Below are 11,417 nucleotides of genomic sequence, written 5' to 3' on the forward strand. Positions count from 1 at the left end.
CTCAGGCCGTGGCCAGGCCGTCTCAGGCCGTGGCCAGGCCGTCTCAGGCCGTGGCCAGGCCGTCTCAGGCCGTGGCCAGGCCGTCTCAGGCCGTGGCCAGGCCGTCTCAGGCCGTGGCCAGGCCGTCAACCGCCACCCAACAATGACCAAGGTCAACCAATGGCACCAGATAAACGGCCAGCTCAGAGCCTTGATCAGGGCTCTGAGCTGGTGGGCGACGGACGAGTCGACCTGTACGCCGGATTCTGTGACCGGCGCGCCCGTAGGCGCACCGGCGGCGGCCATCCATCTCGGCCTGCCGTTGCCGGCAGGCTCCAGCGGCCTACCCGCAGACATCGGGCGGGCAGCCCTCAGGCGTCTGCGCGGGTCGTCATCTTGCGGTGACGGCCCTTTCTTGGCCTTGCTCCGGGTGGGGTTTACCGAGCCACCCCGGTCACCCGGGGTGCTGGTGGGCTCTTACCCCACCGTTTCACCCTTACCGTCCCGTTGCGGGCCGGCGGTCTGTTTTCTGTGGCACTGTCCCGCGGGTCACCCCGGGTTGCCGTTAGCAACCACCCTGCCCTGTGGAGTCCGGACGTTCCTCGGCGACGGGCCGGAGCCCGTCGACGCGACCGCCCGGTCGACTCGTCCGTCGCGCCCTCATCCTAACGACGCACCCGCCGCGCCCATTTCCACCCCGGCCCGCCAGGGCGCGCCCGCCATTTCGGGGAGGTGGCGGCATCAACCGGCCCTCGATACAGCCACTTCCCCGAGCTGGCGCGGAACCGGCCGGCCCACAAGCCCGCCGGCCCACAAGCCCGCCGGCCCCACCAGCCCGCCCGGCCACTACGCGGCCCGGGACCCGGACCGACTAGCCTCGGGGGACCATGGATCTCTCCGACGCCGCGCTCCTGGTCGCCGCCGGCCTCGCCGCGGGCACCGTCAACGCGGTGGCCGGCGGTGGCTCGCTGATCACGTTCCCGGCCATGATCGCCACCGGCCTGCCGCCGGTGGCGGCGAACGTCTCGAACTCCGTGTCGGTCTTTCCCGGGTACGTGGCGAGCGTGGCGGGCAGCCGGGTGGACCTGCCGCGCGGGCGGGAGCTGTGGTCGCTGCTGCCCACCGCCGTGCTCGGCACGATCGCCGGGTGCGCGCTGCTGCTGGCCACCCCGGCTCGGGCGTTCGAGCTGGTGGTGCCGTTCCTCGTGCTCGGCGCGACCGCCGTACTGGCGTTCCAGGGGCCGCTGCGCCGGCTGGTCGGCCATCCGGAGCGGCTGGGCGCGCGCCGCCGTACCGTCACGGTGCAGACCATGGTCGCGGTCGGCACCGTGTACGGCGGCTACTTCGGCGCGGCCCTCGGGGTGATGCTGGTGGCCGGGTTGGCGCTGGTGCTGGACGCGACGCTGGCCCGGGTGTCGGCGGTGAAGAACCTGCTCTCCGCAGTGGTGGGGCTGACCACGCTCGTGGTGTTCGCGCTGTTCGGCCCGGTGAACTGGGCGGCCGTCGCGGTGGTCGCGCCGGCCACCCTGTTCGGCGGGTACGCGGGCGCGCGGCTGGCCCGCCGGCTTCCGCAGGTGGTGCTGAAGACGGTGATCGTGGTGTTCGGCACGGCCATCGGGTTCTACCTGCTGTGGCGGGCGCTGACCTGACGCCGGCAGGCCGGAGGGCCGGGGCCAGAGTCAGTCCCGGTCAGTACGCCTCCCCCACCGGCTCCTCCGGTGCGTGTTCGGCGCGGCGGGCGGCGCGGTTCCAGATGACCCGTTCGCCGTAGCCGGCCGCCATCAGGTGGCCGAACGCGAGGTAGGCGAGCACACCGGCGGCGAGCACCCCGAAGCCGACCCAGAACGGCAGCGCCAGGCTGTGTTCGGCGAGCTTGCCGGAGATGATCGGCGCGGGCGCGGCGGCGCCCCAGCGGACCAGGTTGAACGCGCCGGTGGCGACGCGCCGGTCGGCGGAGCCGAGCCCGAGCGCCAGGTCGGTCAGGTTGGCGTTGGCGAGGCCCATGAACAGGCCGGCGACGACCAGGACGACGAGCGACATGGCGATGCCGGTGGAGGTGGCGAACAGGACCATGCAGACCAGCAGGCCGAGCAGGGCGACGCCGACGGTCTGCACGGCGCCGATGCGGTGGGCCAGCCGGTGCCCGATGAGGAGGATGCCGGCGGCCAGGCCGAGGCCCCAGCCGGTGAACGCCAGGCCCAGCGGGATGACGTCGAGGCGCAGGAACAGCGGCGTGTAGCCGAGCACCACGAAGAAGACGAAGTTGTACGCGGCGGTGACCACGCAGAGCGTCACGAACGCGGGCCTGCGGTAGGTGGCGAAGATCTGGCCGACGCGTACCGGTGGTTGCTTGTGGGCGGGTTCGCGCAGCTTGCGGGCGGCGACGCCGAGCGCCAGCACCATGAACACACCGCAGACGAAGAACGGCAGCCGCCAGCTCACCTCGCCGAGCAGGCCGCCGATCAGCGGGCCGACCGCGAAGCCGAGCCCGAGTGCGGTCTCGAACAGGCCGACCACCCATTCCCTGTCGTTGGCCAGGTTCACCAGGACCACCATGGCGGTGGCGAAGAACATCGCGTTGCCCAGGCCCCAGACGCCGCGCAGCACGGAGAGCTGCACGATGTCGTTGCTGAACGAGGCGAGGATGGCAGCCAGGCCGACCACCGAGACGCCGGTGACGAGCACCGGCTTGAAACCGAACCGCCCGCTGGCGAGCGTCGCCGGGATCATGCCGACGGCCATGACCGCGATGTACGCGGTGAAGAGCAGCTCGACCTGCCAGGCGGTGACGCCGATGGCCTCGCCGATGGCGGGCAGGATCGGGTCGACCACGGCGATGCCGGCGATGGCGAGGAACGCGACGAGCGTGGTGGCGTAGATGGCACTGCGGTTGGGCTCGGATCGGCGATCCACTCCGCAACCTCCCATATAGCTGTATCGTACAGGTATTTTTCTTGTATCATACAGCTATGAGCGAGGACGTCCACGCCGCCGAGGTCACCCTCGGCCGGATCGAAACCGAGGTCGCGCTGCTGATGCGCCTGGGCGAGGCCACCCGCCGGGGCACCGGCACGATGGAGCACCGGCTGCTCGACCGCGCCGCGTACGTGATCCTGCGGCACCTCGACGCCGCCGGCCCGCAGAACGTCTCGGCGCTGGCCGCGCGGCTGAACCTGGACGGCTCCACCGTCACCCGGCAGGTCTCCGCGCTCCAGCGCGACGGGCTGATCTCCCGTACCCCCGACCCGGCCGACGGGCGCGGCACGGTGATCTCCGCGACGGCGGCCGGGCTCCAGCGGATGGCCGCCGTCCGGGCGGCCCGCACCCGGCTGTACGGCGACATCCTCGCCGCCTGGCCCGAGGCGGACCGGGAGACACTGGCGGACATGTTGCACCGCCTCAACGAGGCGCTCGACGCGCGCAACCGCCGCCGCTGAGGCGGCCTGCGGGCCCCCGCCCGGCGGACGGGGGCCCACCTCCCCTACGCCACCGGCTCGCGCGCGGAGTCCGCGTCGCGGTCGGCGCCGGGCGTGACGCGCGGGTCGCCCTCGTCGGCGAAGTAGTCGTCCGGCGTGGTGCCGTCCGGTCCGTCGGCCACCTTCGCGGCGCGCAGCACCAGCGTGAGCAGCGCGGCCACCACCAGGTTCACCAGCACCGCCACGATGCCCACGTAGATGGTCTTCGGCGTGTCGAAGCCGAACTTCTCCAGCGGGAACGCCGACCCGGCGAAGTGCTTCTTCCCGGTCGCCGGGTTGCCGATCTGGTAGAGCATCCACATGCCGAGGCCCATGCCGGCCGCCCAGCCGGCGATCAGCGCACCCCTGTGGAACCAGCGGGTGTAGAGGCCCAGCGCCACCGCCGGCAGCGTCTGGAGGATGATCACGCCGCCGATGAGCTGGAGGTCGATGGAGAACTGCGGGTCGAGGAAGACGATGCAGGCCACCGCGCCGACCTTCACCACCAGCGAGGTGATCTTCGAGACGTTCGCCTCCTGCGCCGGGGTGGCGTCCCGCTTCAGGTACTCCTTGTAGACGTTGCGGGTGAACAGGTTCGCCGCCGCGATCGACATGATCGCCGCCGGGACCAGCGCGCCGATGCCGATGGCCGCGTACGCGACCCCGGCGAACCAGTCCGGGAACTGCTGGTCGAACAGCAGCGGCACCACAGTGTTGCCGTCGGTCGTGCCCTCCTTCGCACCGGGCAGCGGCTTCACGTTCGCCGCGATGGCCATGTAGCCGAGCAGCGCGATCAACCCGAGTAGCAGGCTGTACGCGGGCAGCGCGGACATGTTCCGCTTGATCACGTCGCGGTTCCGGCTGGCCAGCACGCCGGTGATGCTGTGCGGGTAGAGGAACAGCGCCAGCGCCGAGCCGAACGCCAGCGTCACGTACTGGATCTGGTTGTTCTGGTTGAGCAGGATGCCGTCGCCGGGCGCGGGTGACGCCTGGAACTTCGCGTCGGCGGCGTCGAAGATGGCGCCCCAGCCGCCGAGCTTGTACGGCAGCCAGATCACCGCGACCAGGATCACGATGTAGATCAGCGAGTCCTTGACGAACGCGATCAGCGCCGGCGCGCGCAGCCCGGACTGATAGGTGTACGCGGCCAGGATGGCGAACGCGATGATGATCGGCAGGTGCCGGGCCAGCGCGCTGTCCCCGGTCACGCCCATGGTCTTGAGCACCGCCTCGATGCCGACCAGTTGCAGCGCGATGTACGGCATGGTGGCGACGATGCCGGTGATCGCGACCAGCAGCGCCAGGATCGGCGAGCCGAACCGGTTGCGGACGAAGTCGGCCGGGGTGACGAACCCGTGCCGGTGCGAGACCGACCAGAGCCGGCACAGCACAAGGAACACCAGCGGGTAGATGACGATCGTGTACGGCACGGCGAAGAAGCCCGCCGCGCCGGCCCCGAAGATCAGCGCCGGGACCGCCACGAACGTGTACGCGGTGTAGAGGTCACCGCCGACCAGGAACCAGGTGATCCAGCCGCCGAAGCTGCGACCGCCCAGACCCCACTCGTCCAGGTGGGCCATGTCGGTCGGTCTGCGCCACCGGGCCGCCACGAATCCCATGGCGCTGACCAGCAGGAACAGCAGTGTGAAGACGATGATCTCGGTGAGGTGGTCCCGCCACATCAGCGGTCACCCCGCTTCTTCGTCTTCGTCATCTGGTAGACGAGCGTGGTGGTGCCGACGCCCAGCAGGATCCAGGCAAGTTGCAGCCAGTAGAAACGCGGGAACCCGAACAGCCGGGGCGAGTCGGCGTTGAACAGTGCCGGGATCAGCGGCACCACGATCGGGATGAAGAGCAACCAGTTCCAGGGACTCTTGTCCTTCGCCCTGGATCGCGCCGTGTCGAGCGCCTCCGGTTCCGGTGCGGACATGTGACACCCCTCCGGGCATTCGTAGCGGGCCATGTGACGGCCGGAGGCTACGACCCTGTGACGGGGGTCACGTCCGATCGGGTGATGTCGATGCGCCGAGCGGCCGCCGGCATGCGCCGAGCGGCCGTCAGACGTCCGTGAGGTGCGAGGTGTCGTTGACCGAGCGGACCGCGACGCCGCCGTCCGGGTACAGGTCCAGCACCGAGATGCCCGCCGTGTCCAGGTAGAGCCGGTGCAGGAACGCGTCGCCGGCGGCGAGCGCGTCGCGCAGCACCAGCTTGATCGGCGAGACGTGGGAGACCACTACGACCGTCTCCCCCGGGTACGCCGACCGCAGCCGGTCGACCGCCCGCCCGGTCCGCTCGGCGACTGTCACGAACGACTCGCCCTTCGGCGGCGCGACCCGGGTGGAGGCGAGCCAGGCGTCCAGCTCGGCCGCCCAGCCCTCGCGTACCTCGGCGAACGTGTGCCCCTCCCACACCCCGAAGTCGCACTCGATCAGGTCGTCGTCGGTGCGTACCGGCGGGTTGCCGACCTGCGCGGCGACCGCCTCGGCGGTGGCCGTACACCGGGACAGCGGGGAACTGACGACGGCGGCGACGGACGGCGCCAGCGCGGCCACCCGCGCGGCGGTGGCCCGGGCCTGGGCCCGGCCGCGCTCGGTGAGCGGCACGTCGCCCCGGCCGGAGTAGCGCTTCTGCACGGTGCGTTCGGTCTCGCCGTGCCGCACCAGGACCAGCCGGGTGGCCTCCTCGGTCGGGCGCGGCTCCCAGGAGGCGGGCGTGGTGGCCGGGTCGGTGCCGGTGGCCCGCACGACCGTCGCCTCCCGCGCCGCGGCCTTCGCGGGGGCGGCCGCCGGTGCCGCACCGGACGCGGCGGCGTCCATGGCCGCGTTGGCCAGGGCGTCGGCGTGCCGGTTGCGCTCCCGGGGCACCCAGGTGAACCGTACGGCGGTGAAGCGGCTGACCAGCCCGGCCGCCTGGGCGGCGAGCGGACGCAGTCCGGGGTGCTTGATCTGCCAGCGGCCGCACATCTGCTCGACCACCAGCTTGGAGTCCATCCGCGCCTCGACCTCGGCCGCGCCCAGCTCGGCGGCGGCCTCCAGTCCCGCGATCAGGCCCCGGTACTCGGCCACGTTGTTCGTCGCCGTACCGATCGACTCCGACCGCTCGGCCAGCACCTCGCCGGTCTCCGGATCCCGGACCACGGCGCCGTAGCCGGCCGGACCGGGGTTGCCCCGGGAGCCGCCGTCGGCCTCGATCACGACCGCGCGCACCGCCACGGCGGCTACAGTCCCGACTCGTTGGTCCGAACCATGATCCGCCGGCACTCCTCGCAGCGGACCACGTCGTCCGGGTCGGCCTTGCGGATGCGCGCCAGGTCGGCGCCGGACATCTCCAGCCGGCAGCCGCCGCAGCGGCCCCCGGTGAGCAGCGCGGCGCCCATGCCGGTGTCCTCGCGGATCTTGTCGTAGAGGCCGATCAGGTCCGCCGGGAGGTCACCGGCGAGCGGCTGGCGGGCCGTGCGCTTGAACTCCTCCTCCTTGGCGATCTCCGCCAGGGTCTCGTCGCGGCGCTGCTCGGTCGCGGCGCGGCGCTCGCGGGCCTCGGCGATCCGGCTCTCGACGCCGTCGAGCACGCCCTGCGCGGTCTCCCGCTGCTCCATCAGCTCCAGCTCGGCGTCCTCCAGGTCGCTCTGCCGGCGGTTCAGCGACACCAGCTCGTGCTGGATCGCCTCCAGCTCCCGGGCCGGGCCGCTGCCCGAGGCCAGCCGGGCCTCGTCCTTGCTCTTGCGCGCCCGCACCTGGTCGACGTCCTTCTCGATCCGCGCGATGTCGCGGTCCAGGTCGTCGACCGCCACCTGGGCGCGGACCCGCTCGTCCTCCAGCGCGGACAGCTCACGCGCCAGCGCCTCCAGCTCGGCGCGCTCCGGCAGGGTGCGGCGGCGGTGCGCGAGCTGGGCCAGCGCGGTGTCGATCGCCTGGAGGTCGAGCAGGCGGCGCTGCACCTTCGGGTCAGCCTTCACGTCGGGGCTCCTTGTCGTCCGGCCGGGGCGCGGCGGCGTGCACGGTCCACGGGTCGGTGTCCAGGTCGGACACCACGGTCTCGACGTCCAGCTCGGCGGCCAGGTAGGCGGCCAGGTCGTCCAGCCAGGGTCGCTCCGTCGCCCAGTGGGCGGCGTCCAGCAGCGCCGGGCCACCGGCGGCGAGGTGTTCCCCGGCCGGGTGGTGGCGCAGGTCCGCGGTGAGGAATGCGTCCACCCCGGCCGCGGTCGCCTCGGCGAGGAAGCCGTCCCCCGAGCCGCCGCTGACGGCGAGGGTACGAACCATACGCCCGGGATCCCCGGCGGCGCGAACTCCCCAGGCGGTGACCGGGAGCACGGCGGCGGCCAGCCGGGTCAGCTCGGCGAGCGTCATCGGGGTGGGCAGCTCGCCGATGCGGCCGATGCCCCGGCCGGGACCGGCGGCGGGCGAGCCGGGGCGGGGCGGGTGCAGCGGGCGCAGCCCGGTCAGCCCGAACCGGGCGGCGAGCGCGTCGGACACCCCCGGGTCGGCCACGTCGGCGTTGGTGTGCGCCACGTGCAGCGCGACATCCGCCTTGATCAACCGGTGCACGATCCGGCCCTTGTACGTGGTGGCGGCCACCGAGGAGACGCCGCGCAGCAGCAGCGGGTGGTGCGCGACGATCATGTCCGCGCCGGCGTCGAGCGCCTCGTCCACGGTCTCCGGGACCACGTCCACCACGCAGGCGACCCGGCGTACCGGATGGTCGGGCTCGCCCAGCACCAGGCCGACGCGATCCCACTCCTCGGCCCAGGCGGGCGGATAACGACGGTCCAGGGCGGCCACGACGTCGGCGACGGTTGTGCTCACGGGCGGCCAGCTTACCGGCGTCCGGGCCGGTACACGCCGACCGCCGCCGGGCGAGGCCCCCGGCGTCCGCCGAGGGCCGTTCCCATCGCGGGTCAGCCGACCGGGGCGACCGGCCGGTCCGCGCCGCGCAGGGCGGCCAGGCCGGCGTCCCAGGGGAAGGCGTCCGCGCGCCGCTCCCCCGTGCCGGGCGGGTGCAGGCGTACGACGTGGTCGCCGAAGACCACCCGGACGCCCCACTGCCCGAGCCGGTCCAGGCTGGCCCGGAACGCCGGGTGCGCGGCCATCGCCTCGTTCGTGTACGGCACGGCGGCGATCGGCACCCCCATCCCCTGCCCCTCGATCAGCAGACCGAGCGCCAGGGTGTCGGTGATGCCGACCGCCCATTTGTTGATCGTGTTGACGGTGGCCGGGCACACCAGCATGGCGTCGGCCGGGGGCAGCACGTCCGGGTCACCCGGGTTCTTGTAGTGCGTACGAACCGGGTGACCGGTCTGCCGGGCCAGCTCCGTCCGGTCGACGAACTTCGCGCCGTCCGGGGTGGTGACCACGCAGACCGTCCAGCCCTCCCGCTGGGCGAGGTCGACCAGCCGGCCGACGTGACGGGCCAGCGGCGAACCGCAGGCGATGACGTAGAGCACCCGCCGGTGCCCGTTGGCGGTCTCCGGACCGCTCATACTCCGACTCCCATGTGCTCAGCCAACTCCGCGATCGGCGGAGGCGGCGCACCACGTGTGCGACGGAGAATCTCGGACATCAATTCGTGCGCTATCGGCCGGCACCGGATCTCGGAGGGCGCGAGCCGGTCGCCGCGCAGCAGCATGTCGCCGGCGTTGGCGACGTCACCGATCTGGGAGTAGCCCCGGGCCAGGTCGAGCAGGTGGTGCGCGCGCCGCTCCGGCAGCAGCGCGTTGAACGCGGGCTCGGCCAGCCGCATGTGGGTCTCCACCGCCCGGCCGCCGTCGCCCAGCTCGACCGCCGCCGCCGCGCGGTGCAGCTCCAGGTTGGTCGGGCCGAAGGAGGTCCAGTAGTGGTTGTGGTCGCCGCCGAGCAGCTTGGCCGCCTCGTCGGCACCGGCGAGCAGGTCGTCCACAGTCGCCGAGTCGCCGATCCGGGCGGCCGCCATCGCGCCCTGGAGCAGCAGCATGCCGTACACCGAGAGCCGCTCCGGCCGGACGTCGTTGTCGCCGCCGGGCGCGAGCCGGCCCGCGATGCGGACGTTCAGCTCCAGCGCGGGGCGGGGGCGGCCCATCGCGACGAGCGCGTTGCAGACCCGCGTGGTGGCGATGCCGGCCAGCAGCGGGTCGTCGGCCCGCTGGGCCACCGCCATCGACCGGTCGGCGGCGAGCCAGGCGAGGTCGCACTCGCCGAGCTTGCGCAGCACCGACGAGGCGATCTGGTAGACCTGCCCGAGCAGGTGGGCGGCCTCGCGTACCTGGTCGTCGGCGGCGTAGCCGGCGTCCGCCGCCTGGGCGTCGCGCAGCAGCTTGGGCAGCGCGCGGGTGAGCATGCCGTACCGGCCGTACTGGTAGGTGAGCCAGGCGTGGTTCACGGCCTTGCGCATGTCGGCCAGCGGCGGGGGGCAGGGCGCCGCGTCGAAGTAGGCGCTCATCGAGTCGTACCGCTCCAGGGCGGTGCGGATCTCCTCCACCTCGACCTGGTCGATGCAGTTGAGCGCGTCGGCACGCCGTTCCGGGTCCTTGCCGTGCAGCAGCTGCACGTCGATCTGGAGGATGTCGGCGATCTCGTAGAGCACGGAGAACTTGTCCAGCCGGCGGACGCCGCGCTCCACCTTGTCCACCCAGCTCTTGGACTTGCCGAGCCGGTCGGCGAAGACCTGCTGGGACATCTTGCGGCGGCTCCGCCAGTACGCCACCCGCCGGCCTATGGGCAGTTCGTCCATTCCCGCTCCCTCCCCCTCACGGCGCCGGCCGGTCCCCCCACGTCCCTCAGGCTCGCGCCGATCGCACAGGTTGTGCGTCCACCGTCCAGCCAGTTCTCGTAGTTTTCGTGCAAGTTGCACCGACCGTTAGTCACCTCAACGAGTGTGGGTTACGGCAGTGACGGCTTTCGACGTGTGGCTTGTGGACGGTTTCGGCCCGTGGACGGTCCGGCTGACGGACGGTCCCGGCGGGACCAGAGGGGGACGGCAGACATGTGGAGGAACGTCCGACCGCGCGTCGCACACCTGTCACCGCTGGAACGTGTCCGGCTGCGCCGGATCGCGGTGCGGTACGCGCTGCACGGCTGGCCGGTCACCCCCGGCGCCTGCCTGGCCAACAGCCGCTTCGTCTGCGGCCGGGCCGGCTGTCCCACGGTGGGCTGCCACCCGGCCCTGGAGGACTGGGAGCACGCCGCCAGCGCCGACCCGGCCCGGGTGGCCACCTGGTGGCGCAGCCGCCCGCACGGCATCCTGCTGCCCACCGGCCGCGCCTTCGACGTCCTCGAGGTCGCCGCCCACCTGGGCCGGCAGGTCCTGGACGCGGTCGCCACCCATCCCGCCGGCTTCGGCGTACGCGGACCCGCGCTCGTCACTCCGACCGGCCGCTGGATGTTCCTGGTCCGCCCCGGCGACCCGCTGCGGCCCGAGCTGGAGCACTGCTTCCACGTGGTACGCCACGGACCCGGCTCGTGGATCCCCGCCCCGCCGACCCGGCTGCCCGAGGGGACGGTGCGCTGGGCGGTCGCCCCGGAGCAGGCCCGCTGGCAGCTTCCCGACTCCTACCTGGTGCAGAACGCGCTGATCGCCGCGTTACGGGCGGCCGGGGTGACGCTCGGCGCCGACCTGTTCCCCGGCCATCTCCCGCTGCCCCGCCGGGGCCGCTGACCTCCCGGCACCCGGCCGGAGCTGCCGCGGCGGTCTCCCCGATGCCGAGCGTCCTCCCTGGTCACGGCGGGTCCGGTGACCCGGACGGGTGGCCGACAGCGACCTCCCCGGCACCGGACTCGTTGTCCCTGGCGAAGGCGCGTGTGCGCCAGAGCGGGGGTTTGACCATGTCCAGGGACGACGCTGCCCGCCACACCGGCGGTACCGAGCCGGCGCGGCCCCGCCGCCGCGTGCACCCGTGGGCCTTCACCCGGCCGCTGGGCGTACGCCCCGGCCGCCCCCGCCCCACCGGCTCCCGCCCCGCCATCCTCCACCGCCCCCTCCGCTGACCCTCTCCTCCCCCGCCCTCCCCCACCC

The 11,417-nt window shown here is 73.0% G+C and carries 11 protein-coding genes and 1 other RNA gene; 3 read left to right on the forward strand and 9 right to left on the reverse strand.

Annotated elements, in window-relative coordinates:
• Nucleotides 1-218 precede the first annotated feature (218 nt).
• Nucleotides 219-627, reverse strand: an RNA gene (gene rnpB, locus M8C11_RS29860) — RNase P RNA component class A.
• Between the two features lie 239 nt (nucleotides 628-866).
• Here rnpB and M8C11_RS29865 point away from each other — a divergent pair.
• On the forward strand, nucleotides 867-1,628 hold the full coding sequence (locus M8C11_RS29865; protein ID WP_121683528.1) for a sulfite exporter TauE/SafE family protein: 762 nt from the start codon (nucleotides 867-869) through the stop codon (nucleotides 1,626-1,628).
• Nucleotides 1,629-1,668: 40 nt separating this feature from the next.
• On the opposite strand, the gene M8C11_RS29870 is transcribed toward M8C11_RS29865, so the two are convergent.
• The gene (locus M8C11_RS29870; RefSeq protein WP_252454769.1) at nucleotides 1,669-2,892 is read right to left on the reverse strand and encodes an MFS transporter; all 1,224 of its coding nucleotides are present in this window, start codon (nucleotides 2,890-2,892) and stop codon (nucleotides 1,669-1,671) included.
• Nucleotides 2,893-2,948: 56 nt separating this feature from the next.
• On the opposite strand from M8C11_RS29870, the gene M8C11_RS29875 reads away from it, so the two are divergent.
• Nucleotides 2,949-3,416 (forward strand): MarR family winged helix-turn-helix transcriptional regulator, encoded by a 468-nt coding sequence (locus M8C11_RS29875; RefSeq protein ID WP_121683530.1) that lies wholly within the window; start codon nucleotides 2,949-2,951, stop codon nucleotides 3,414-3,416.
• 44 nt (nucleotides 3,417-3,460) lie between these two features.
• On the opposite strand, the gene mctP is transcribed toward M8C11_RS29875, so the two are convergent.
• The 7 genes from mctP to M8C11_RS29910 form a co-directional block, all read right to left on the reverse strand.
• Nucleotides 3,461-5,116 (reverse strand): monocarboxylate uptake permease MctP, encoded by a 1,656-nt coding sequence (gene mctP / locus M8C11_RS29880; RefSeq protein ID WP_121683531.1) that lies wholly within the window; start codon nucleotides 5,114-5,116, stop codon nucleotides 3,461-3,463.
• A complete protein-coding gene (locus M8C11_RS29885) occupies nucleotides 5,116-5,364 on the reverse strand; it encodes a DUF3311 domain-containing protein (protein ID WP_120568677.1) in 249 nt (82 codons plus the stop codon). Before M8C11_RS29885 ends, mctP begins: the two co-directional genes overlap by 1 nt.
• 127 nt (nucleotides 5,365-5,491) lie before the next feature.
• Nucleotides 5,492-6,646 carry a bifunctional RNase H/acid phosphatase gene (locus tag M8C11_RS29890; protein WP_252454771.1) on the reverse strand — a complete coding sequence of 385 codons (1,155 nt, stop codon included), beginning with the start codon at nucleotides 6,644-6,646 and terminating at the stop codon, nucleotides 5,492-5,494.
• A gap of 5 nt (nucleotides 6,647-6,651) precedes the next feature.
• Nucleotides 6,652-7,389 (reverse strand): zinc ribbon domain-containing protein, encoded by a 738-nt coding sequence (locus tag M8C11_RS29895; RefSeq protein ID WP_120568675.1) that lies wholly within the window; start codon nucleotides 7,387-7,389, stop codon nucleotides 6,652-6,654.
• A complete protein-coding gene (locus M8C11_RS29900) occupies nucleotides 7,379-8,236 on the reverse strand; it encodes a Nif3-like dinuclear metal center hexameric protein (RefSeq protein WP_120568674.1) in 858 nt (285 codons plus the stop codon). Before M8C11_RS29900 ends, M8C11_RS29895 begins: the two co-directional genes overlap by 11 nt.
• Before the next feature lie 92 nt (nucleotides 8,237-8,328).
• A complete protein-coding gene (locus M8C11_RS29905; protein WP_252454773.1) occupies nucleotides 8,329-8,910 on the reverse strand; it encodes a flavoprotein in 582 nt (193 codons plus the stop codon).
• Entirely contained in the window at nucleotides 8,907-10,136 is a 1,230-nt protein-coding gene (locus M8C11_RS29910; RefSeq protein ID WP_120568672.1) for a helix-turn-helix domain-containing protein, read from the reverse strand. The genes M8C11_RS29905 and M8C11_RS29910 overlap by 4 nt, the downstream gene beginning before the upstream one ends.
• A gap of 252 nt (nucleotides 10,137-10,388) precedes the next feature.
• Here M8C11_RS29910 and M8C11_RS29915 point away from each other — a divergent pair, with 252 nt between their 5' ends.
• Entirely contained in the window at nucleotides 10,389-11,060 is a 672-nt protein-coding gene (locus M8C11_RS29915; RefSeq protein WP_120568671.1) for a bifunctional DNA primase/polymerase, read from the forward strand.
• Nucleotides 11,061-11,417 lie beyond the last annotated feature (357 nt).

It is taken from the genome of Micromonospora sp. CPM1 (genome assembly GCF_023896895.1).
Taxonomy (GTDB): Bacteria; Actinomycetota; Actinomycetes; order Mycobacteriales; family Micromonosporaceae; genus Micromonospora; species Micromonospora tulbaghiae.